The sequence below is a fragment of the Desulfosarcina variabilis str. Montpellier genome (genome assembly GCF_048565275.1).
Classification (GTDB): Bacteria; Desulfobacterota; Desulfobacteria; order Desulfobacterales; family Desulfosarcinaceae; genus Desulfosarcina; species Desulfosarcina variabilis.
The window spans coordinates 4,333,846-4,356,006 of sequence record NZ_CP159846.1 but is presented as its reverse complement, the minus strand read 5'-3'; the positions used below and the strand labels follow the sequence as shown (position 1 = coordinate 4,356,006).

Below are 22,161 nucleotides of genomic sequence, written 5' to 3'. Positions count from 1 at the left end.
TTTACAGGCAAATATTTCTTTAATTTTTAAATACCAAAATTATTAGTACATGCTGTTACTTATTTTCTAATTTTTGATATGTAATCTCTGTGTGTATTATATAGGAGTGCTGAAAATCTTTTTGTATCGTTGCGCAGTCGCTCAAGTTCGAATTTTTCAGACAATGAAATAATAATCTGAAGCAACTCATCTTTATAGAAAATTTGGTTTCTAAAAGCTTTTAATGAATCCACTGTATAGCCACAAATCGATGCTAATTCGCCATAATTTTCTTTTATATAATCAATTTTTTCTTTTGACAGTATTTTATCTGCTATGAATACGGATTTTGAATTCATCGATAATTTTGGGCCATAGGACGAATTTCCTTTCCAACATTGACCACCAATTGTCGGGACATCCTGGATATTTTCTATCTGTAAGAATTCTTGCAACTTTATTTTGGTTTTGTTCCAATTTAAAACTAAATCTTCGTATCGTATTAATAGATATTTTTTAAAAGTGTTAGAATTTTGAATACCCCTTATTGTGCTCTCTCGCCACAAATTCATTGAATATTTGAAAAATTTGACATCATCATTCGCTCGGAAATGATTTTGCATTGAGGCATACCAATCCCAAGGGGATCTAATGGAATGTATGATTCTTCCATTTGGGAAATATCTGAAAAAGTAATCCGCTCCGGCAAAGCACATCATTGACATATGATTGATTAAATATAAGCATTCTTCTTTGAAATGTATTCCATTATCCCAACACCTAAAAAAACATTTTCCGATTGAATTAATAATTTGTTCGTGAGTCCACACTTCTAATTTTGAGAGTTCCGCTTTAAGGGCCTCTAAAAATTCCTCATAAGAAAAATTAATAATTTTTTTCCCATATAAATCTTTAGGTAGAATTTTATTCCCATTTATAAAATGATAGTTTTTTCCGAATGTCCAGTCGATATCAGTTTCATTAATTAAAGCTGCAAAATTTTTCCTGGTCAAAATTTCATTTAAATCCGGCCAGTAAACTTTTTTCTTTGCATATTTCATTTCCATTGGAAATGAAATACACAATGGATGATTATCAAAAAGTCTTGCGAGAAGCGAACCACCGGATCTGAGGTGACTATTTATCAGAACGTGTTTCATATTCTATATAAGTATCTCTAATGATATTATCTGCAGGTTTTTCAGGTTCTGCATTTGAACCCATTGATTTGTCAAACGAAATACGATTGATTCTTATCTTTGTATTAGGCCTATACTTACTAGTATCAAAAAAACAAGATATAGAGTATTCAATCGCCCATTTTTCAAGCTTTTCATCATTTAAGAAAGCACCTGAATTCGGAAAAGAAAATGCGACTTTTTTTTCGCCGCTAATTTTTCTGACAGTCGATATTGACAAACCAATTTCCTCAGCTTGGCATTCATCAGAAATGGTTGAAAACTTAAAATGATTATGAGAGTGAGAACCAATTGTGAATCCTCTGTTTTTTAAACATAAAAGATCATATTCACTAAAATATGGAGCATTCTTTTTCAAAATTTCATCTTCATCAATTTCAATAATATTGGCAATTTTTTTAAGAGTATCGTCTGTAGAATAATTTCTAACCGATTTAATTTCTTTTAATAAATCGCCTTTAGAATTTTCACGAATTGGCATATTAAGCTCACGCGCCAATTTTTTAAGTTGAGAAATTTTAATAGTTTTCATTTTTTCAATTATAATTGATTTCAAGTGAGGTAAAAGAATTTTTTTATTATTGATTGTTGAACTCGCCACAAAAAATGTCGCCGGAAAAGATCTCTTTAAAAGAAAATCTACGACGTTTTGATAATTTTCACAGTGTCCATCATCGAAGCTTAAATACAATGGATATTCAGGCAATGGACATCCATTTTCAATATTATTTTCGATATCGACCAATGAAACTGGATTAAAATTTTTCAAAAAAAATTCGATATCCTCTTTAAATTTTTCATAGCTTCTTGGTCGATACAAATTTTTCACCAATATTGATGGTCTTTCGCTTACAATATGATAGAAAACAGATGTTAGTCTATTTTTTAAAAAAGGTTTTATTTTAGAGAATTCCATTCTTACATTCTTGTTAGGATAACGCAGTCCGGACCATAAATCTCATTAATGATTTTCTATAGGATGTACCTGATAAGTATGGCCACAAAGCATCAACCAGGACTTCTATAGTTTCTAATTTCAAGCAACCATCATTCGTTTTTTTCATGGTTTCTAACAAATCATGACTTTTTTCCATTCGCGGGTCTGAAATAAATTTTTCAATTATTTTCCCAACATTGATAGGTTTAAAGCTACTAAATATACATATAGATAGAAAGTCGATCCAAATATCATAAGGAAAGGAGGCTACGGGCCACAGATTTGAGTTATAATTTTTTTCTACTAAATGCCCATTTCTATTATTTAAGGTTGATGCTGTCTGGATCAGGTAATCTTTTAAAACACTAGATGGGTTATAATGACTTTTTTTATTATCCACTGTAAGCCTATGACCATCCATTGCAATTTCAATCGCTTTTTCAAAATCTCCCAAACAAGCATTTGATATTGAGTACTCAAAAAATGCCACCATCCGCCAAAGTTTTTTTGCCTTAACGACGCCAGAGGCCTTTCGAAAACAGGTGAGGGCTGAATCAATACATTCATTTAAACGCAGTATTTTCCCTTTCTCAATCAGATTTATACAATATGGATTAGGGCTTTTTTCTTTTTTCAGCAAAAAGTCAATAATCTTCAGTGCCTCATCATAGCGATGTGCGTACTTAAGCAATCGACATTTTGCCAGCAGGGCTCTGTTCGACTCTCCATTTTCGGATATTTCTCTATGGATTAAATTCGTTGCCTGTTTATAATTATGAAGACACAGGTAGGTGTTGGCCTTATAAAACAAATGCTGTGTGCAAGAAGCGTCCTTTTTTTCTACAAGATCAAACACTTCAAGTGCTTGAACGAACATGCCCAAACGAACTAAGTTTTTACCAAGAACAAGTAGCTGATCCAACGATTCAACTATCGAAAAATCAATGTCGGACAATAATTGCCTCGGATTGATGACGTCGCCCATAGAGTGCAATATCAGAGCGATCCGGATTTTTATTAAAAAATATTCATTATTTTTTTTGCTATTTTTTTCTATTCTCTCAATAATTAAAGGGAAAATGATATCTACAGCATCTGTTTGAGCTATGATAGATATAATACGGTTTACCTGTTCAAAATTTTCAACCTGTCCGAATGGCTCATTAAAATCTATTTTTTTTATTAGAGAAACTGCCTGATCTATCTGGGTATTTTGCAAGCGGCAAGCTGCCATCCTTAGGCATGTATTCGAGTATATCCGGTCTGTCTCAATAAGGTCGAGAAGAATTGATACGTCCTTCTTTTTGTCTGTATCTTCTTTTTTCAGAAAGTGTTCAACAACACTTAACAGTGTCGTGCTATTAGGTATGGTGGAAGTGATTATCATTCTATTTTATCGAGTGTGATTGTAAGCGTTCAGGGGGTATTCTGGATGTTTACCCTCCAGTCGTAACCATCAGAAAACAAAAGAAAAAACAAGCCATCAGCAACTGTCTGAAATAATTGAAAAAATCGCTAGATTTTTTATTTTACCTATGATAAAGTGCTTTTCATGGCACTCAAAAGACCCTTCTCAGAGCTCGATTGGCTACAGACACCAGAGATGGTGCGGCATTACATTATGTACCTGGAACGTACGCTGGACGATATGCAGAAGCAGGTCGAATCCCACGAAAAGCGCATTGAAAAGCTTGAAGTGAGTACCCAAAAAAATTCTCATAATTCCAGCAAACCGCCATCTTCAGACCCGCCTTTTGCTAAAAAGCAACGCAAACAGAAAAAGAGCAATCGTTCCAAGGGCGGACAAAAAGGTCACAAGGCGCATCAGCAGCAAATACTGGATCCGACTGATTCCAAATGGTTAATGCCGAAACGTTGCTCATGCGGAAATACACACTTTGATCCAAAGCAAATGCAGCCGTTTTACGTCCACCAACGTATTGAACTGCCTAAGATCGAGATGGAAGTCAGCCACTTTATTCTCCAGCAATGCGACTGTCCCAACTGCGGCAAAACCGTCAAAGCCCAGCTTCCACCGGAACAGGCCACCGGCTATGGCCCGCGTTTTACCGCCCTGGTCGGAGAACTGAGCGGCATCAAGGCGATGAGCAGAAACGACGTCAAGCAGTTTTGCGAATCCGTACTGCAAATCCCTATTTCTACAGGAACTATCCAAAAACTCGTCGACCGTAACGCCGAAGCGCTGCTGCCGGTGTATGATGAGATCGGGCGGATCGCCCGCAGCTTCTGGTGCAACTATATCGACGAGACCTCATGGTTCAGGGAAAACGATTTGCACTGGCTGTGGGCCATGGTCAATGAGCGGGTCGCCTTTTATCGCATCGATCCTCATCGATCCAAAGAAGCCTTCGATCACCTGATCCAGGACTGGCAAGGAATCCTTGTCAGCGATGGATATGGTCTGTATCGTAAATGGGTCAACCGCCAAACGTGTCTGGCCCATCTGATTCGCAAAGCCGACGCACTCGCGGAAAGGAAAAAAGGCCGATTTGCGACGCTTTGGAGAAATCATCGCTGGCTGGTTGAGGCAACTGGTCCATTTTGCCAAAGAGCCTCCCGCCCCAAAGAAGTGGTCGGATTTTTATACCTTCTTTCTGTTTACCGTCACCCTTTGGGAATCTGATGAGACCGATGCCGGTAGACTCGCACGCCAAATCATCCGGGAAATTGATAACCTCTGGGTTTTCATGGATCACGAAGGCGTTGAGCCCACCAACAATCGTGCCGAAAGAGCGTTGCGCTTTGGTGTGCTGTGGAGAAAACGCAGCCTTGGCACACAAAGCGAAAAAGGAAACCGCTGGGTGGAACGTGTTTTATCTCTAAGAGAAACTTGCCGTATCAAAGCAAAGGCAACTTTTCCTGTTCTTGTGGATTGCGTCAAAGCCTATTTCCAAAAATCGATTCCTGATCTTGCGTGGATTTGATCCTTGCCGTGCCTATCCCGTGAACGCTTACGTGTGATTAATTTTGAATTTGAGCTGATAAAAAATCAACTTCATCAACCACAATGCAGGATGGATCAATAATTATTGGCACAAAACATTTTTTTCTATTTTCTATTATTTGTTCTTTACCAAGGATACAAAGTGAACCAGAAAATGTATAATTTATGGGAAACAATTGGCGTCCAGCCATTATTCTACCGTCTTTTTTATCGGAGATATTATATCCACCGGTTTCACAGAGCTCCCAGGAACCTTTTTTAGGCGTAAACATCTCTATTGTATCGTAGCTGCCGGATTTTGGCGGTTGAAAAAAAATGAATATAAATCCAGAAATTTCATTATTTTTCTTTTCAATCGAAATCGTAGCATTTGCTGATTTAATATAAACTTCTTGGACCTTGTCATACATCGGAGCCATTTTCGTAAAAGGTATCGCCTGAACAAAAAAACTTTCTTTCATTTGATGTCTCGGTTGATATGATATGATGAAATGTGAATCCTTCTCAAAGACTTTTACGGTCGTATTCCGAGCATCTGCTGCATATTTCTTATTATTCCAACCTGTTTCATCCAACAAAAAGATAAAGCAATCTTTGAAAACTAAAAAGCTTCGAAATTGACACGCATAATCCTCACAACGGCCAAGACCGATCACGCATGTTTCCGGCTTTTGAACATATGTCCTAATCGCTTTCCCAATATGATATCTGGTCAGACATAGATTACGATGATCCAGAAAAATAAATGCATCTGCTGGTGGTGGATGTAAGCCGACAACTTGCTTTAAAATTTTTTCAGTTTCTTCAAACGTAAAGAAATCCATTGAACATTTGATGTCATCTGAAAATATAACTTCCTGGCGGTATTGTTCGGCTATATCGGAAACCAGTGGATCCGCCGTCACTACAATCGACTGATCTATATATTTTATCGTATTCATCATTATAAAGAATTTTTTAATACACTCCACCCCATCGGGTGAATTCCAGAACGGGCTTTTAGCTATTTGAATCGGAATGACTGCTGAAAACATTTCTAAAAACCAAAATCAAAGAGATCTTTTTCTATGACAGTCTCTGCCAGTTTCAAATCTTTTTGGGTATCGATATCGATCAACATGCATTTATCAGTAATCTCGTAAAAGTAATGGCGTTCAACTTTTTGTAGAAGATTCGCGATCAAAACGGAATATGGCCTATAATACGTTTTCTGTTTGCATACGAGGCTGTTCTCTCCCATGATGTCACATAATTCTTTTGTATTTGGATCCATAATATATAGATGCTGCGGGTCGAAATGTACCTTTTTAACCGTTTTTACTGAGCTATACCCGCTGTAGAGAATATTTAGCATTTCATCAATAAACGCCGGCGTTCTGAACGGAGATGTGGGATAAAGCTGCACAAAAGCGCGCTTTTCCGTCAACCCACCTAATTGTGAAATTGTATGGGACATTACCTTCCCCAAGACAGACCGATCCGTCGCTAACTCTTTGGGACGCAAGAATGGCACTTCCGCTCCCCAAGACTTTGCAACCGCAGCTATTTCTTCATCCTCCGTTGACACAACCACACGATCTATAAAGCTTGCTTTTTGTGCAGCCAGGATAGAGTACGCAATCAGGGGTTTCCCCGCCAAATCCTTTATATTTTTACGTGGGATCCCCTTTGAACCGCCGCGCGCCGGAATGATTGCAATGGTTTCAGGACGTATCAAAACAGTCATGGAAAAATTCAGAATGAGCCTATGCGCAGGCCATCAATGAGGTTGGTTGCAGCTTCCATCTCCATATCCAATCGACCTTCAGCCGTATAGGAGCCGACATGCGGTGTCAATAGTACCTTCGGATGCCGACACAATGGACCAGAATAAGGCTCCGATGAAAAACTATCGAGCCACGCGCCTGCGACTCTCCCAGAATCCAATGCGTTCAAAAGCGCATTTTCATCCAGATGATTACCGCGAGCTGCATTACACAGGTATACACCGTCTTTCATCAGTTCGAATTCATCAGCGCCTATGATTACCTCCTCGCCACTGGCATGCATAATGATAATGTCTGCCATGGAAAGAGCAGACACCAGTTCCATTTGAGAGACTCCCTCTACTTCTCTCAGCAAAGGGTCAACTGCAATAAGATTAACTTCGAAGGGTGCTAAAAGATGCGCAGTTTTGTGACCAATTCTGCCGAACCCGATGATAGCAACAGTCTTTCCTTTTAGTTGAAATCCGATTTGCTTGTCCCACTTGCCTTCACACAAGCTTGCATGCATGCTCCATGCATTCCGTAGCAGTGTGATCACCATGGCCAGTGTCAGTTCAGCCACCGCCTGGGTGGGACCGAAAGGGGTATAATTAAAGATGATCCCAAATTCCTTACAGGCCTCTATATCCACATTTGAAAAACCCGATCCGCACCTGGAAACCACCTTGAGATTCGTTGTTTCCAGCACTCCCCGATCCACCGTCTCAAGTCCGGCCAACAGCCCGTCCACACCCGGTAAAAGTTTGATAAGTTCTTCGCGAGTCAGCTTTCGACCATAAGGATTTTGAATAACCTCCAGCCCCTTTTCCTTCAATAGTTCTATAGGTGCCGGATTGGATTTGCCAAATGAAGATGTCCCGATCAAGACTTTTGGTTTCAATGCGGTTGCCCCTGTTGGCTTCCGTTCTGATATATCCGTTCAATCATTTTCATCAATTTTAGACCGTCTCGGCTGGTCCCGCTAGGAATTGGTGTGCTGTTTTCAATTGCCTTAAAAAAATCATTAATTTCCGTTTCCCATGAACTGTCATCAGAATAGACGAACCGCTGCTCGCTGGCATGCATGGCCTGAGGCGGCGGCGTGCGGTTGGTGGCGATGGTCAGGACTTCTTCTCCACTGGGTGTGGTATAGCTCATGGAGGAGGTGATCAGGCCGTTTATGACCATATAACCGCGTTCCAAGAAGATCTCCAGGGCGAAGAGGTGGCGCCATTGGGTCATGGTTGAGTGCAGGGAAGCCACGATATTGTTTTCGCTGTTTTTGAGCAGCGCAAAGACATTATCCTCCACGTCCAGTTTCCAGTAGAGGTTAGAGCAGAAGCTTTTCACCTCGTCGAAACCGCCGGCGAAGTGCATGAGCAAGTCAAGCATGTGGATACCCTGATCCATGAGGATCCCCCCCCCTGCCCGGCTTCGCTCGGAGCGCCAGTTTTCGAAGAAGGTCTCATCCACGCTCTTTCCATAACGTCCCCGCATCCAAAGGATTCTACCGTACTCACCTGAATCAACATGCTGTTTTGCAGTCCTGACACTTTCATGGTAGCGGTGGTTGAAACCAAACATAAGCTTTTGACTGGGATTTCGATCCTCGGCCGCCATCATTTCATTCATTTGGTCGGAAGAAACACCCGGAGGCTTTTCGGCAAACACATGCTTTCCGGAGTCCAGGGAGCGAACAACCAGATCCTTGGTCAGATAATTCGGAGTGCAAATAAAAATGGCTTCAATGCCAGTGTCATTGATAAGTTCGTCAGGATCCGAGGAATACCTGAAATCTCCCTGGTATGTGACTGGATCACAAATATGCGCCACCTTGTGCCCACCCATCTTACCAATAACACCGTGACGAAGCTTCCCCATTTTTCCATACCCAATGATGCCAATATTCATTCTAAAACAACCCGTTCATTTTGGAGTCTCGTCGCGATGTTTACTTTGCCTCTGAGTAAAAGAACTGTAGCTTCTGCACCACCTGGGCATCACGCCAACAAGTTTCCATGAACTGCCTGGATTCTTCCGCGTAATAATTTAGAAGATTAATATCAAGCAACAATTCATTCAGCTGCTGTATCAGATTTTCAGGAGACATTAGGACCCATGGCAATTCGCTTGTTCCTGTAAACATCTCTATACACTGGCGATTCCATTCATCAAGTCCAGCGATGACACTCAGTCCCTGGCTGAGCCCCTCCAGACTGCTCACACCGAAATACCCTTGCATGTGATCGAACAAAATATGACTTTCGCGTTTCAATCGCAGGCATTCCTTGTGTGGCGTATTCTCGATCAAACACAATTCGATGTTCGTCCCAACCTTTTTTTTCAATTGATTCACCGCCTGGACCAATTCAGACGTATTTTTTAAATCCTTACGTGTCGGTGAGTGACAGATGATGACCGGTTCATCGGGCTTGTGCTTAAGAGGTGTGTAGAGCGGATCATCGATCGGCACCAAATTAGGCTGCCACCGCGCTTCGGGTAATAATTTCAAGAGGTCCGGTGTACTGACCAAAAGATTATGTCGGTCCCGTTTTTTATATTTGTTTCGGTACTTTTCTGGATTGCCACGGAAATCTGGATGACCATGATGATGATGAACAATTATTTTTCCGTGTAAATAGTTGACCGGCTTGAATGGACCCAGTTCAATATACTCGTCTGCGGTCATATGAAAGTGGAAAACATCACTGGTACGAAGCAGCTGTTCCATCTCTTCCCATCCATCCGCATCCAACCAAGGTAAATGCAAGTCCTTTTTGAACATGAAGTTATATCGGATCTCCTTGGTAATGAGCCGGCAGGTATGTTCGGTATACTTATTGATGGCCTTGGTAAATTCAATGGCGGTTCCAGCAGGGTCGTTGATGGCGATCATTAGGATGTTCATAAAAAGCAGGTAATTGGTTATGGGTTAGGGGTAATTGGTTAATGTACTGCTGATCGAGCTTTGATAAGGCTGCCGAGCATTCTTCCGATTGTCTTGCATTCTTGTTCAAGATCGAGCAGAATGCCTTCGTCAAAATAACCGATCTCATGGGCTATTTCGAGTTGTGTCTGCAGTTCTGCAAGAGAGCCTTTGGCGATGTAAAAAAACCTCACAGCATCCTTGTTTGTGCCGCGTTCATCGCCCTCAGCAATATTGCTCGGTACGCTGACTGCAGCACGTCGAATCTGGTCCTTTAATCCAAAATCCGTATCGAATCGGCCGTGTCGAGTAATGGTATATATCTTCACAGCCAACGCTTTAGCTCGCTGCCAAAGAACCAATTCCCGGAATCCACCCATCACCTATCACCTATTACCCCGTTTTCTTCCTTATCTCACCGGACAATTACTACATTGCCGTATTTCTTTTTCGGTATTCACGGTCGCCCTTATTTTGGTTGCTACGGGACCAAACCAGCATTCGTCAAAGGTCAAATCATATAAATTTCCCAGTGATGGGCTTCCAAAGCAGCATAGGAAAACATTCCCATTTACATCGACAAAGCAGGTGTTCCAAGGCCGGCGACACATTTCACCACCCCTTTTTTCCGGCTCGACAATGTCAATATGTTGTTTTGCTTCTGTTATGGCGCCCTTCGCATCATCCTTGCTTATTTTTTCTTCATTCAGAAGGATCGAATCCTTATAGCTGGGATAGAAAGTATTGATACAATCAACACTATGGGAAGCAGACCAGGAGGCAAGCGTTGGCAAAGAGTCGACGGTAGATTTTGTTAGCAAAAAATTGATTTCGATTTTCGGGGTTTGACTGCTTTTTTCGGCCTTACATAATTGAACCCTATCGATTCCCTGTAATACTGTTTCCAGCGAATAGCCCCTCATGACCCTATAGGATTCTTTCGTCCCCCCATCAATGCTTACAATGAGACGATCAACATGCTGCACGATATCCAAAGCATTTTCTGGGTTGATCATTGTTCCGTTGGTTATGATCTTGACCTTGCAACTATCGCTGAAAGGCAAAGCGTACAATTTTTTCAGATCAAATAGAAATGGCTCACCGCCGATCGGATGGAACCACTCTAATTCAGGGTATACATGACGCATGGTTTCTATGATATCAGGATTCAGATCAGATTGGTATTCGGTTTGATAGCATAGTTTACATCGAAGGTTACACCGGCTCGTAACCATGATGGTAAGTTGCTTTGGAAAATCAACCACAATTATCCATCCTTAATTTCCCCATCGCCTATGGCCTATAGCCTTCTCTTTTACATAGCTCCGCCGCCTCGATTACAGATCATCGATGAAGCCATTTGGCATTGATGATATTTACCCAATCACAATAACGGCAAAAAGGACGTGCGCTTTGAAGAAGAACGATTTGGGATAGGTTTTACATGGCTTTACAGTTTCTGAGTTTTTCAGAAGCCAACTGTTCGCTCTCATAAATCGTTTTGATACCGTTTCCCATGGCTCTTTCGATAATCCGAATATCCCTGACCATCTGTTTAAGCTGTTGGGGATCCAGGGAGATCGCGTGGTCACTGCCCCACATGCGGCGATCCAGAGTAATGTGCCGTTCGATGAGGACAGCACCTAATGCAGCGGCGGCAAGAGTGGCTGCATAGCCATTCTCATGTCCGGAGTAACCGATAGGACAGTCAAATTCATGACGCAGGGTGTTGATGACCTGCAGATTGATTTCGTCAGGATTGAAAAAGTAGCTGCTGGTCGTGTGGAGAATGAGAAGATTGTCTGAATCCAGTTGAGATACGGCACCGTGAACTTGTTTCATCGAAGACATGCCGGTGGAAAGGAGTACCGGTTTGTTTTTTAGGATCATACAACGCAAAATAGTATTATCAGTCAGGCAGGCCGAAGCGACCTTGTAACAAGGTAAATCGAAAGCATCCATGAAGTCCACAGATTCGACATCCCAGCAGGAGGCAAACCATGGGATTTTCTTTTTTACACAGTATTGATCAATTTCCCTGTATTCTGCCTCTCCAAATTCGATCCGATGCCGATAGTCAATATAGGCCATTGATCCCCATGGCGTTTCCCGCCTCAGGAATTTCTGTTTTTGAGGGACACAAACATCTGGCGACCGCTTCTGGAATTTCACGGCATTGCATCCAGATGCTACCGCAACATCAATCAACTGCTTCGCTAACGAAATTTCACCATTGTGGTTGATACCAATCTCGCCGACGATGAAGATAGGGCTGTTGGGGCCTATTAAGGTGTCTCCGATTTTAATTGACAGCATGCATCGTCCTGGTTCGTGGGATTGCACGACTTTTCTGATGGATTATCAATTATGGGCTGTATATTGCCTCATGCGGCTTCTTCCATCGACCCAATCATTGATAGGCGTTTGATTGGAATTTCATCGCCAACCAGATTTTCAACAGCCCGGCAGATGTCTTCCTGTTGACCAAACGAGGTTACGATGACAGCATCGGGATTAAAAGACCTGAGGCTCGACGGTGGCTGAATGATCAGGTTTTCAAACTTTTCGCCTTGCTTGCCTTTGTCGCTGTCAACGACACCAACGACTTTGATATCCGACCGCCGCATGGCCGCGTAAACGACTTCTGCTGTTTCCGCTGCACCAAAAAGCACTACTTTGCGGATGCCCTCCTTGTAAAAACGGTCGAACAAAGTAGCAAATTCGTTTTTTGCGCTGCTGTAAAGGCGTATAATCTCTGCAGAATACATCACCAATGATTCAATTAGTTCATGATGGCCGGAAGCGGTCAGGTGATAACGCTGGTTGCGGTTGGTAGTTCCTATAACCGAAATCTGCCCCTCTTCTTTCAATTGTTTGATGTAATTGTTTACCATTGAACTACTCAAGTGGGTTTGTTTACCGATCAATTGCTGGCTGATTTCGGCTGAGTGGTAGATCGCGAGCAGAATTGAAAACCGCCTGAACGCTTTTGTCGGTGAAAGGAATTTGGCAATAAATGGCTCTATCATATTAATCTACATCTACATCGTATTCAGGAGGGTCGATTTCAACAAATTTTGCTTGAACGATGGAACATCCATTCAATGATTGCTTAAATAACCATTCACTGAATGGACGATTAATTTAGTAGAACACGGCTTTTGAACCTTGTCAAGATCATAATCAACAGACTGAAAATATCTTGAATCGTCCTTTTGATGGCAGTAATCCATAATCAACCGCTTGTCAGACACAATGGTTGTTTTGCCGCCTATCCAAATAGAGCGTTTACCTATTCCTGAAGAATTCCCGGAAAAAGGAAATGGTCTTTTTCAGCCCATCCTCCAGCTTGGTAGACGGCCGCCACTGAAGAATTTCTTCGGCATAGCGGATGTCAGGACACCGCTGAATCGGATCATCCTCAGGCAACGGTTGATAAATAATTTTTGATGTTGAATCCGTCAAATCAATAATTTTTTGAGCCAACATCAAAATACTGGTTTCTTCCGGGTTACCCAAATTGACAGGGCCGGTAATATTCTCTGGGGTTTCCATCAGTGAAATGAATGCATCAATCATATCATCAACGTAGCAAAAAGCACGGGATTGGCTGCCATCTCCGTAAATTGTTATCGGCGCGTTGTTTAATGCCTGGACGATGAAGTTCGATACAACCCGCCCGTCGTTAGGATGCATACGAGGACCATACGTGTTAAAAATTCTGGCGACTTTGATAGCCAGTCCGTGTTGACGATGGTAATCGAAGAAAAGTGTTTCTGCACATCGTTTCCCTTCGTCATAGCAGGCCCTGGAACCAATGGGATTCACATGCCCCCAATAGGATTCGTTCTGGGGGTGAAGGTTGGGGTTTCCATAGACTTCGCTGGTCGAAGCTTGAAATATTTTGGCTTTGGTCCGTTTGGCCAGCCCCAGCATATTGATCGCGCCATGCACACTTGTTTTGGTCGTTTGTACCGGATCGAATTGATAATGAATGGGCGACGCCGGACAGGCCAAATTGTAAATCTCATCTATCTCTACATATAGCGGAAACGTGATATCATGGCGTAGCATTTCAAAGTTAGGTGCGCCCATCAAATGTTCAAGATTCTTTTTTTGTCCAGTATAGTAGTTATCCACACAAAGCACATCATCACCATTCGCCACCAACCGCTTGCAAAGATGGGAGCCAAGAAAGCCAGCACCACCGGTTACCAGAACGCGTTTCCTGAGATGCTCCATAGGGTGGAACTCCCTCTCCTCTTTCGTGAAAATGAATTCAAATCAAAGATAGCGTCAAAAGAAATATTGGTTCTTTAATAACTGGAAATGTAACCGTTCGATTGCTATTCTTGCCCTTGAGTACGGTTTGTGTCAATGGCAATGAAAACGTTGATTAAAACATTTTATTGTTTTTTTATAATGTTATCAAAACATTTAGAGATATGATCAAACGGTATCTTGTAAAGAGAATCGTGGTGGATATAAAGGATTGATCAATTTACAGACGTTAAATTAATCTGGGTCAGACAGTTTTGGAAAACCCACTGAACTCATCCGCATCCGGATCCATGGACACTCCATAGAGATCTTCACCATTGAACTTGAACATAATGTGGGAAGGGTCAATGGTTCCATCAGCGGTATCGTTTTGACGGATGGTGAATCCAACAGTGGCTGTCTGGGAGTCATCGTCATAAAGGACATAATCCGGATAGGGATCAAGCCAAATTTCTGTCTCCGGAATGGTGTCGCCAAAATTGTATGTCTCTGCAAGATTGTTACTTGACTGTCTGGATATCGACCAATTGAACGGATCTTCCACCGACCCCCGATCCATCGGCTTGGTAAAGAGAAACTGCATTGTCACACTTTTTTCAGCACCGGCGTTTTCCAGATAGGAGTCAATGGCTGACACCTGGTATCCTTTGGGCGCACTATAGGGAAATGAACTGGTGGCAAAGGCAAAAGCAATTTGAGGAGGCTCTTTTTCGTCAATATAATATTGCAGCGTTAATGCAAGGTCTTCGTCATTTTCCTGCAATTGTTCCTGCACCTTCCGAGCCTCGTCAATTTCCCCCATGTCCGCATAAGCGTAGCCGATTTCCGCCTGCGCATCGAAAAAGGTTGGATCGAGTTCTATCGCGGATTTAAAATGCTCAATCGCCTTCTCATAGTTTTCGGTCTGGGCATACATTTTACCCAATCCATAATCACCGGCGTAGCTCTCAGGCTCAAGACGTTTGACCTGATTAAACTGATACTCGGCTTCACTGTAATTTTCAATTTTTAATAGTGATTCGCCGTAGGTGTAACGATTTTCAGCACTGGGATTGATTTCCATTGCCGCACGATAGTGCTCTGAGGCCTCTTCGTATCGATCTTCCGAGTATAGCAGTTGGGCTAACGCGCTTTGCAGTTGTTCATCTGACGGCGTTCTTTCAATGGCTTGCGCGTAGGTCTCGATGGCTTTGTCTGTTTCTTCCAGTTTCAGGTATGTCTGAACAAGATATTGAGTGGTGTCACTACTGTAACTCGAGCTGGGGGCAATACTCAAAGCTGCCTGAAAAGATTTTGCAGCAGCAGTATAATCTTTTTTCATATACTGGTCGATACCGGTCTGCAAAAATTGATTGGAAAGCGATTCAAGTTTGCTTTGCTGCAATGTTAAGGCATCGAAAAGATCGTCCGAATCTTTTTCTTCAAAAATCCCTGTTTTTTCGACCGGCAACATGGAATTTTGTAATATTGTATCAATCCCGCTGCTCATTGTTCTCTTCCTGGCTTAAAATTTCAATATCCGTTTTCGACAGATTCACTTCCCCTTATAAACAAACGGAAAACCAGCCTTTTTTTCTAATTCATATATCGGTCTGCCGCATCGATTGCTTTAGCCCAAAGCATCACATGCATACTTTCCGCCGATTTTCAACTTACGCCTTATTGACAAATTGAAAAACCACTGTCAGCATAAGTCACGATCCAATGGTAGCATTAGAAACAATAAAAAAGTAATCCGATAGGAATGTCCAATTTTAACCAATCAAGGTCATTAGCAGCTTTGGGGTTAAGTTGATGGAGCCCCATACCGATATTATTCTTACACAAAAGTTACATTGGGCGGCACCGCTTCCAATTCTAATTATCTATTCGCGACAAAAGGAACCTACTATGAATCATGTTTCCGAGGTCCAGCCGCCCCCCCAGGATCTTAAAAGGCAAATTCGCCAGTTGGAATCCATCGCCGCGTTGTCCGGGGGGATTGCCCATGACTATAATAATTTATTGACTGTTATAATGGGAAACATTTCCCTTGCCCTGGAACATATTGAGCCGAAAACCAAGACCACAGCCTTGTTGGAGCAGGCCTTATCCGCTTCGCGGGTGGCAAAGACTCTGACGCAGCGACTGATCACCTTTTCTAAAGGTGGCACCCCTTCCAAAACACCAACGGATATCGTCCATGTCGTCGAAAATACCACCGCGTTTTCCCTTAGCGGTTCAAACGTGCAATGTAAATTTGAACCATCGCAAAATATCTGGCCGGCCGATGTCGATCCCCAACAAATCAGCCAGGCCATACACAATTTGATCATCAACGCAGCCGAGTCCATGCCTGCTGGTGGAACCATATTCATCCGTTTCGAGAATGTGTCTATCGACAGCCCCAACAGTATCCTGGCACCGGGAAAATACATTGATATTTCCATCAAAGACCATGGGGCAGGCATTCGTGCAGAGCATATCGAAAAAATTTTCGACCCTTATTTTTCAACCAAGGGACAAGGCGACAACAAAGGGACCGGCCTGGGGCTTTCCATTTCCCATTCCATTATCACCAAGCACAATGGCGATATTACTGTCTGTTCACGCCTTGGCGAGGGAACCACCTTTCACGTGCTGCTTCCCGCAACCCAAACAAAGGTCCAGCCATTTCCAGTTCAACACGCCATTGATACAAAAACACAACCCTTAGCGAACAAACCTGTATCCGGCCATGGAAAAATCCTGGTCATGGATGATGAGGCCATGATTCGTGAACTGACCGAAAACCTGCTTCATCATCTCGGGTATGATGCCGATTTTGCCGAGGAAGGCCAGACAGCCATTAACAAGTACAAGGCTGCCCTTGATTCATCAGCCCCTTATGATGCGGTAATCTTGGATCTGACCATCAAAGGCGGCATGGGGGGGCAGAAAACCATCAAAGCGCTAAAACAACTCGATCCCACGGTAAAAGCAATTGTTTCCAGCGGATATTCCGAAAATACGGTGGTTGCCAACTACACCGATTACGGTTTTTGCGAGGCGGTGGCCAAGCCCTATGAAGTGGTTGAGTTCAGCCGGAAGCTTCATCGCGTGGTATATTCGAAACCCCAAGGGAAAAAATGAGACACCTTAAACCGTTCCCAATTGGTTTTTTCGGCCTGCTGTTATTGTTTGCACTGACCGGTGGCTGCCAAACCGTGCACCATGCGAAGGTAGCCGGGTCCAGCACCATTGATACCGATCGTATCATTGCGGAACTGACACCCCCCATTGAAGCGCTTTATCTCGACTGGCATGAATTGGATCAGATATACAAGGACATCAAATTTCTGGAAAGAGGTTTTCTTTTTGAAAAAGAAGATCGGCAGTTAGGTTACATCCAGAAGGTTTGTCTGTATATTCAGGATGCATCGGTCAGGATTTACAATCAATGGAGCCACCTTTCCATCATCCATTATATTCGCCCTGAATTTATGCAAGATTACCTTACCCTGCGAAGCAAAGGATTAACGCTTTCCATCGATGCGATCGACTATGATGAAAAATTCATCGCAATCTACCGGTCCTCCATCAAGCAAAGCAGTATACAGGCGGATATGGAAAAGGCACTGATCCAGATAAAAAAACTAAAACTTATGATGAGCCGGATTGAAAAAATAATTACAACCACTTTGAATTCAGAAAATTAATTTCAGGGCAGCGCAACACCTTACAAGAACTCAACCGCAAACCCCTCGCCACTGACCCAAATCACTTTGGCCCGTCGTTTGATATTACCTTTTCCACTGGTATAAGGAATACTTAGCGTAACAACATCACCTTTACTGATCTGATTCACCGACAAGGTGACCACATAAGCACCGCCAATACTGATATTTTTCAGCCCCCCGGCAAAAGCCTTGCCTTTGACTGAAAAAATAATATCAGTATCGTACGTTTTGCGTTCATACCGTCTTCTGAATTCTTTATACCCCATTTTTCAGCGTTCCCCTTGGCGATCCACTTAGTATTGAAACGGGAATCTGACTAGTCGTGTTCCCGGTAAAGGGCCAGAATGCCAGAACGAGCTACTTTTTTAACCCCCATGGGCTCTAAAAGTCGAAGCAAGGCTTCAATTTTTTCCATCCTGCCGGTTGCCTCGATAATATAGTGCGTTAGACCGGTATCAACAATGCGCGCTCTGAAGTTATCCACAATCCGCTGGATTTCAGCCCGGTTTGTTTCGTGGGCCTTTACACAAATCAGCGCCATTTCCCTTCTGACTGCATTATCGCCAGTCATATCCCGAACCTTTATTACGTTGATCAGCCGCCGCACCTGTTTCATGATTTGTTCCATCTGCTCCGGTGTGGCATTGGTGGTAATGGTGATGCGGGACATATCCGGGTTAGCGGTGGGGGCACCACAAATGGTTTCAATATTGTAACTGCGACTGGCAAAAAGCCCGGATACACGAGCAGTTACACCAGGTTCGTTCTCCACCAGCATGGTAATCGTGTATTTTTGCGTTTCCATAAAAATGATCTGCTCTACAGTGAAATCATCGAGCGCTTTTCTTTGAGGGTTTGGATAGCGCCTTTCGTTCGGCTTGCAATTCTGCAAGCAGTTGGGTCACCGTCCATGTTTCCGAGGTTGGCGTCAGGGCGGCCCATAGGGCATGTTTCATGCCTGCTTTACGGCAAAGCGCCATCAAGCTGTGCAGCTGGTTTTCGGTGATACCAGAGACAATGATGGCCCGAGGAAGCGTCGATCCCTCTCCCCCGCCACTGCCGTCAGGAAGATCAAGCAGTGCTGACAGGCGCTTGTTGGCCAACGATTCACCGACCCAGACAACGGCGACACGTTTCAGACCGGCCATCTCAAGCACGGTCATGAACTTGGATTGAGCAGATGCGGCGAACCCGCAAAGCAAAAGCCGGGTGGGACCATACATTTTTTTATCGGAATGCTGGACTTTCTCGAAGGTGCCATCTGTCATCATCAACCTCCAATAGTTGCTTGAAATGGTTTCAGCAAATCGGTCCTCACTATTTCTCGTTTGAATCGGCAATGGCTCCCTATGCTCATACGACATTTTTTTGAACGGCGCAAACTCAAACCCCTTTGCATCCAGTCAGCCTGGCATGCTTGCGGGTTCCCGGATATTGCCTGCAAATCGCTGGTCTGACATCATGAATGGTGCACGTTGTGCATCCGGACTGATCCACCTGTTTCAGCCACGGGCATATCTCGGCATAGTGGTTGGTCCCCGGCTCCAGCCATATTCGGCAGGCAACCAAGCTTCCGTTTTTACGAACCGTGCCGACCCACGCCAGAATATCGTCCCGGCCCAATTGTTGCCAGCGCCGATAGTCGTCAAGACTGCAGCCATCACGGTAATTCAAGGTTCGACAACAATGCCCGCACTGAAGGCATTTAAAATCCGCCATGTCCGTCTTGATCCAAATGCCGTCAAGCCCATTTGTTGTCGATGACTCGAGTGCAGTGCAAACCGCCGTTCCAAAAACCAGGCTGCAAATTTTCGCCAGTTGTTCCAAAGACGGCGGGGATTGCTGCAAATGAGAAACGATCCATTGTTTCAGATCATTTTCTCCGGCCGACAACAGTTTGGACCGTTTGGATGTTTTGGCCCAGAAATGGGGCCGCTTTGAATCCCGCATCACATAGGCATCGCGGCCAAATACCAACGGCCATAGACCTTCTATCAGATAAAACTGCGATGAATATTGAGAAAATGCGATGTTTACAGCGTCTAAAGCCTCCTGCGTGGACAAAAAGAGCCTTTCATTCTCCGGCATGATCTTATTCCCCCTGCTTGAGTTGATTGATCATACTTGGATTGGAAACGCGATAAATACATCAATCGAATTTATATCAAATAGCATGCTGACGGTTTTCATTCAAACGGGTTTCCGAGCTTTGGCATCTTGGCTTAAGTATTTTTTGAATTCAAAGGTTGACTTGATCACCCGTTTTAAACTAAGTTTCCGCAGTTTTTCTGTAGACATTCATCTAACATCACCAAATCAACATCCCGACTAAAGCCCTGCGAAACGACAATACAGGTGTATTTCACACCCGTGTATGGTTCGGCGGTCAGGGCGCGGAGGTCCGAAAACGAGCGCATGAATCTATTTTTTCTGTCAATTCTGATGATTGCCGCAAGCGGCATACTCGCTTTGGTGTTGTATCGTTTTTTCTCGCCCATGAAAACCATTGCCGTCGCTGGCATTGGGATCGGCTCCTGTCTGGGCATGCTCGATGCCCTGTCCAAGCTGTCCCATGCGCAAACGGTCAACTTATCCATCGATTATTTACATACGTTCTCGCTTGCCTTTTGTATCGATGGACTGTCGGCCTTTTTCCTGTTTGCGATTTTTGCCATCTGCATGTTAGCTGCCGTTTACAGTTACCACTATATGCATGATACGGAAAAACCACTGGCCACGGCAACCAGCTACTTTTTTTTCAGTCTCCTGGCCGTATCCATGGCCCTGGTGGTAACCGCGGCCAACATGCTCACCTTCCTGTTGGCTTGGGAAATCATGAGTCTGTCCTCCTTTTTTCTGGTTATCCACGATCACGAAATCCAGGAAAACCGAAAAGCCGGCTATCTGTACTTTATTTTTTCCCATGTGGGCGCCATGTTCATCATCGCCGCTTTCGGAATCATCTATGCCGGCAGCGGCAGTTTTGCCTTTGAAGCCGCAGATCTCTCCCAGACCGCCAAAATCATCGTATTCGTCCTGGCCTTTATCGGTTTTGGTTCCAAAGCCGGTGTGTTTCCGTTTCATGTCTGGCTGCCCCATGCGCATCCGGCAGCCCCGTCGCACATTTCCGCGGTGATGTCCGGGGTAATGATTAAAACCGGCATTTATGGAATTTTAAGACTATACAGTTTCCTTGATCTGCATGTACCGAGCATTGGCATGGGTGTACTGTTTTTCGGCATGCTGTCGGGCATCCTGGGCGTTGTTTACGCCCTTGGGCAGCACGATATCAAACGACTGCTCGCCTACCACAGTGTGGAAAATATCGGTATTATCCTGATCGGCATCGGCATTGGCATGATCGGTGTGGAAGCCAAGAATCCGATCATGGCTGTCATGGGGTTTGCCGGAGGCCTTTTGCATGTACTCAATCACAGCATTTTCAAATCCTTGCTGTTCATGGGCGCCGGCATGGTGCTGCACAAAACCGGCACACGTTCCATCGATGCCCTGGGCGGGCTGCTCAAGAAGATGAAGGTCACCGGTGTGACCTTTTTAATCGGTTCCCTGGCCATCTCCGGGCTGCCGCCGTTCAACGGCTTTGTCAGCGAGTTTTTCATTTACCTGGCCGGGTTTCAAGGCGTGCAGGTGGAAACACCGGTGTTTGCCCTTTGCCTTCTGGCCATCATCAGCCTGGCCGTTATCGGTGGTTTGGCATTGGCCTGTTTCAGCAAAGTCGTTGGGGTAGTGTTCCAGGGAGAACCGAGAACCGATCTGGCCCGCGTGGACAATGAAAAAGGCCCGACCATGCTGCTGCCCATGGTCCTTCTGGCGGGTGCCTGCGCTGTAATAGGCATTTACCCCCAAGCCTTCATGTTTATGACCCTCAATGGGGTGGCAACCCTGGGCCTGGATTACGGCCGTATTCCCATGCAGCCCTTTACCCATCTGTCGGCCAACATCACCTTGGGGGCAACCCTGTTCATTGGCTTTTTCCTGGCCATCCTAGCCTTGCGCAAAATACTTTACCAGAACAAACCCATTGGACGCAGCGGTACCTGGGGGTGTGGGTTTACCCAGCCCACATACCGAATGCAGTATACCGGTTCGTCCTACGCGGCATCGATTCTGGAATTTTTCAAGCCCGCAGCACCACTCGAGGAAAAGCATACACCACTAAAAGGGATATTCCCGCAAGGCTCAAGCTACCACAGCCAGGTTCACGACATTATCGAGCTGAATTTGAATCGCGCGATCGTCAGCCCCGTAATCTGGTTGTTTGACAAGCTGCGCTGGATTCAGCATGGGGATATTCACCTTTATATCGGATATATTCTGCTGGCGATTGTTGTGCTGCTTTTTTTTATTTAAACTCGGAATTTTTACGAATCCGTCAAGCTTATTAATTGCCCAACCGGTTAGGACGCACTG

The 22,161-nt window shown here is 43.9% G+C and carries 22 protein-coding genes and 1 pseudogene; 5 read left to right on the top strand and 18 right to left on the bottom strand.

From position 1 onward, the window contains the following. Positions 1 to 59 precede the first annotated feature (59 nt). From Dvar_RS19640 to Dvar_RS19630, 3 genes are read right to left on the bottom strand one after another with little or no spacing between them, the layout of a single operon-like run. Positions 60 to 1,139 (bottom strand): sulfotransferase, encoded by a 1,080-nt coding sequence (locus tag Dvar_RS19640; protein ID WP_419663626.1) that lies wholly within the window; start codon positions 1,137 to 1,139, stop codon positions 60 to 62. Then, a complete protein-coding gene (locus tag Dvar_RS19635; RefSeq protein ID WP_419663624.1) occupies positions 1,117 to 2,094 on the bottom strand; it encodes a polysaccharide deacetylase family protein in 978 nt (325 codons plus the stop codon). The genes Dvar_RS19640 and Dvar_RS19635 overlap by 23 nt, the downstream gene beginning before the upstream one ends. 13 nt (positions 2,095 to 2,107) lie before the next feature. Next, positions 2,108 to 3,334, bottom strand: a complete 1,227-nt coding sequence (locus Dvar_RS19630; protein ID WP_419663622.1) for a tetratricopeptide repeat protein — start codon at positions 3,332 to 3,334, stop codon at positions 2,108 to 2,110. A 333-nt stretch (positions 3,335 to 3,667) separates the two neighbouring features. On the opposite strand from Dvar_RS19630, the gene Dvar_RS19625 reads away from it, so the two are divergent. Beyond that, positions 3,668 to 4,759 carry an IS66 family transposase gene (locus Dvar_RS19625; protein ID WP_419663621.1) on the top strand — a complete coding sequence of 364 codons (1,092 nt, stop codon included), beginning with the start codon at positions 3,668 to 3,670 and terminating at the stop codon, positions 4,757 to 4,759. A 52-nt stretch (positions 4,760 to 4,811) separates the two neighbouring features. Continuing rightward, positions 4,812 to 4,956 (top strand): annotated as a pseudogene (locus Dvar_RS19620) (IS66 family transposase); the annotation flags it as partial. A gap of 141 nt (positions 4,957 to 5,097) precedes the next feature. Here Dvar_RS19620 and Dvar_RS19615 read toward each other — a convergent pair. From Dvar_RS19615 to Dvar_RS19565, 11 genes are all read right to left on the bottom strand, one after another. Next, positions 5,098 to 6,114 (bottom strand): hypothetical protein, encoded by a 1,017-nt coding sequence (locus Dvar_RS19615; RefSeq protein WP_419663619.1) that lies wholly within the window; start codon positions 6,112 to 6,114, stop codon positions 5,098 to 5,100. Positions 6,115 to 6,116: 2 nt separating this feature from the next. Then, complete coding sequence (locus tag Dvar_RS19610; RefSeq protein ID WP_419663617.1) at positions 6,117 to 6,806, bottom strand: acylneuraminate cytidylyltransferase family protein; 690 nt, start codon at positions 6,804 to 6,806, stop codon at positions 6,117 to 6,119. A gap of 8 nt (positions 6,807 to 6,814) precedes the next feature. Beyond that, entirely contained in the window at positions 6,815 to 7,726 is a 912-nt protein-coding gene (locus tag Dvar_RS19605; RefSeq protein WP_419663616.1) for a phosphoglycerate dehydrogenase, read from the bottom strand. Continuing rightward, entirely contained in the window at positions 7,723 to 8,736 is a 1,014-nt protein-coding gene (locus Dvar_RS19600; RefSeq protein WP_419663614.1) for a Gfo/Idh/MocA family protein, read from the bottom strand. The genes Dvar_RS19605 and Dvar_RS19600 overlap by 4 nt, the downstream gene beginning before the upstream one ends. A gap of 40 nt (positions 8,737 to 8,776) precedes the next feature. Continuing rightward, complete coding sequence (locus Dvar_RS19595) at positions 8,777 to 9,721, bottom strand: hypothetical protein (RefSeq protein WP_419663613.1); 945 nt, start codon at positions 9,719 to 9,721, stop codon at positions 8,777 to 8,779. Between the two features lie 50 nt (positions 9,722 to 9,771). Then, a complete protein-coding gene (locus Dvar_RS19590) occupies positions 9,772 to 10,131 on the bottom strand; it encodes a four helix bundle protein (protein WP_419663611.1) in 360 nt (119 codons plus the stop codon). A gap of 30 nt (positions 10,132 to 10,161) precedes the next feature. Then, complete coding sequence (locus tag Dvar_RS19585) at positions 10,162 to 11,016, bottom strand: radical SAM/SPASM domain-containing protein (RefSeq protein ID WP_419663609.1); 855 nt, start codon at positions 11,014 to 11,016, stop codon at positions 10,162 to 10,164. Between the two features lie 175 nt (positions 11,017 to 11,191). After that, entirely contained in the window at positions 11,192 to 12,067 is an 876-nt protein-coding gene (locus tag Dvar_RS19580; protein WP_419663607.1) for an N-acetylneuraminate synthase family protein, read from the bottom strand. 68 nt (positions 12,068 to 12,135) lie between these two features. Then, positions 12,136 to 12,780 carry a winged helix-turn-helix transcriptional regulator gene (locus Dvar_RS19575; protein ID WP_419663606.1) on the bottom strand — a complete coding sequence of 215 codons (645 nt, stop codon included), beginning with the start codon at positions 12,778 to 12,780 and terminating at the stop codon, positions 12,136 to 12,138. Between the two features lie 259 nt (positions 12,781 to 13,039). Beyond that, entirely contained in the window at positions 13,040 to 13,993 is a 954-nt protein-coding gene (locus Dvar_RS19570) for a UDP-glucuronic acid decarboxylase family protein (RefSeq protein WP_419663604.1), read from the bottom strand. A gap of 283 nt (positions 13,994 to 14,276) precedes the next feature. Next, on the bottom strand, positions 14,277 to 15,521 hold the full coding sequence (locus Dvar_RS19565) for a tetratricopeptide repeat protein (RefSeq protein WP_419663602.1): 1,245 nt from the start codon (positions 15,519 to 15,521) through the stop codon (positions 14,277 to 14,279). 401 nt (positions 15,522 to 15,922) lie between these two features. Between Dvar_RS19565 and Dvar_RS19560 the strand changes: the two genes are divergently transcribed. Together Dvar_RS19560 and Dvar_RS19555 are read left to right on the top strand one after the other, a co-directional pair. Next, positions 15,923 to 17,143 (top strand): hybrid sensor histidine kinase/response regulator, encoded by a 1,221-nt coding sequence (locus Dvar_RS19560; RefSeq protein WP_419663600.1) that lies wholly within the window; start codon positions 15,923 to 15,925, stop codon positions 17,141 to 17,143. After that, on the top strand, positions 17,140 to 17,709 hold the full coding sequence (locus Dvar_RS19555; protein ID WP_419663599.1) for a hypothetical protein: 570 nt from the start codon (positions 17,140 to 17,142) through the stop codon (positions 17,707 to 17,709). The genes Dvar_RS19560 and Dvar_RS19555 overlap by 4 nt, the downstream gene beginning before the upstream one ends. Before the next feature lie 20 nt (positions 17,710 to 17,729). Here Dvar_RS19555 and Dvar_RS19550 read toward each other — a convergent pair whose 3' ends face one another. The 4 genes from Dvar_RS19550 to Dvar_RS19535 all read right to left on the bottom strand — a co-directional run bounded on the left by Dvar_RS19550 (position 17,730) and on the right by Dvar_RS19535 (position 19,818). Further along, positions 17,730 to 17,996, bottom strand: coding sequence for a PilZ domain-containing protein (locus Dvar_RS19550; protein ID WP_419663597.1), 267 nt, complete (start codon positions 17,994 to 17,996; stop codon positions 17,730 to 17,732). A gap of 50 nt (positions 17,997 to 18,046) precedes the next feature. Beyond that, on the bottom strand, positions 18,047 to 18,535 hold the full coding sequence (ilvN, locus tag Dvar_RS19545; RefSeq protein WP_419663595.1) for an acetolactate synthase small subunit: 489 nt from the start codon (positions 18,533 to 18,535) through the stop codon (positions 18,047 to 18,049). 25 nt (positions 18,536 to 18,560) lie between these two features. Then, positions 18,561 to 19,001, bottom strand: a complete 441-nt coding sequence (locus Dvar_RS19540; RefSeq protein ID WP_419663593.1) for a DUF3783 domain-containing protein — start codon at positions 18,999 to 19,001, stop codon at positions 18,561 to 18,563. A gap of 112 nt (positions 19,002 to 19,113) precedes the next feature. Beyond that, positions 19,114 to 19,818: a YkgJ family cysteine cluster protein gene (locus tag Dvar_RS19535; RefSeq protein ID WP_419663592.1), complete on the bottom strand. Its 705-nt coding sequence runs from the start codon at positions 19,816 to 19,818 to the stop codon at positions 19,114 to 19,116. 327 nt (positions 19,819 to 20,145) lie between these two features. Between Dvar_RS19535 and Dvar_RS19530 the strand changes: the two genes are divergently transcribed. After that, on the top strand, positions 20,146 to 22,101 hold the full coding sequence (locus Dvar_RS19530; RefSeq protein ID WP_419663590.1) for a proton-conducting transporter membrane subunit: 1,956 nt from the start codon (positions 20,146 to 20,148) through the stop codon (positions 22,099 to 22,101). Positions 22,102 to 22,161: the final 60 nt, after the last annotated feature.

Coding starts and splice junctions, on each gene's coding strand:
- Dvar_RS19640 (WP_419663626.1), bottom strand. CDS start 1,139: ATGAAACACGTTCTGATAAATAGTCACCTCAGATCCGGTGGTTCGCTT.
- Dvar_RS19635 (WP_419663624.1), bottom strand. CDS start 2,094: ATGGAATTCTCTAAAATAAAACCTTTTTTAAAAAATAGACTAACATCT.
- Dvar_RS19625 (WP_419663621.1), top strand. CDS start 3,668: ATGGCACTCAAAAGACCCTTCTCAGAGCTCGATTGGCTACAGACACCA.
- Dvar_RS19615 (WP_419663619.1), bottom strand. CDS start 6,114: ATGTTTTCAGCAGTCATTCCGATTCAAATAGCTAAAAGCCCGTTCTGG.
- Dvar_RS19610 (WP_419663617.1), bottom strand. CDS start 6,806: ATGACTGTTTTGATACGTCCTGAAACCATTGCAATCATTCCGGCGCGC.
- Dvar_RS19600 (WP_419663614.1), bottom strand. CDS start 8,736: ATGAATATTGGCATCATTGGGTATGGAAAAATGGGGAAGCTTCGTCAC.
- Dvar_RS19595 (WP_419663613.1), bottom strand. CDS start 9,721: ATGATCGCCATCAACGACCCTGCTGGAACCGCCATTGAATTTACCAAG.
- Dvar_RS19590 (WP_419663611.1), bottom strand. CDS start 10,131: ATGGGTGGATTCCGGGAATTGGTTCTTTGGCAGCGAGCTAAAGCGTTG.
- Dvar_RS19580 (WP_419663607.1), bottom strand. CDS start 12,067: ATGCTGTCAATTAAAATCGGAGACACCTTAATAGGCCCCAACAGCCCT.
- Dvar_RS19575 (WP_419663606.1), bottom strand. CDS start 12,780: ATGATAGAGCCATTTATTGCCAAATTCCTTTCACCGACAAAAGCGTTC.
- Dvar_RS19570 (WP_419663604.1), bottom strand. CDS start 13,993: ATGGAGCATCTCAGGAAACGCGTTCTGGTAACCGGTGGTGCTGGCTTT.
- Dvar_RS19565 (WP_419663602.1), bottom strand. CDS start 15,521: ATGAGCAGCGGGATTGATACAATATTACAAAATTCCATGTTGCCGGTC.
- Dvar_RS19560 (WP_419663600.1), top strand. CDS start 15,923: ATGAATCATGTTTCCGAGGTCCAGCCGCCCCCCCAGGATCTTAAAAGG.
- Dvar_RS19555 (WP_419663599.1), top strand. CDS start 17,140: ATGAGACACCTTAAACCGTTCCCAATTGGTTTTTTCGGCCTGCTGTTA.
- Dvar_RS19550 (WP_419663597.1), bottom strand. CDS start 17,996: ATGGGGTATAAAGAATTCAGAAGACGGTATGAACGCAAAACGTACGAT.
- ilvN (WP_419663595.1), bottom strand. CDS start 18,535: ATGGAAACGCAAAAATACACGATTACCATGCTGGTGGAGAACGAACCT.
- Dvar_RS19540 (WP_419663593.1), bottom strand. CDS start 19,001: ATGATGACAGATGGCACCTTCGAGAAAGTCCAGCATTCCGATAAAAAA.
- Dvar_RS19535 (WP_419663592.1), bottom strand. CDS start 19,818: ATGCCGGAGAATGAAAGGCTCTTTTTGTCCACGCAGGAGGCTTTAGAC.
- Dvar_RS19530 (WP_419663590.1), top strand. CDS start 20,146: ATGAATCTATTTTTTCTGTCAATTCTGATGATTGCCGCAAGCGGCATA.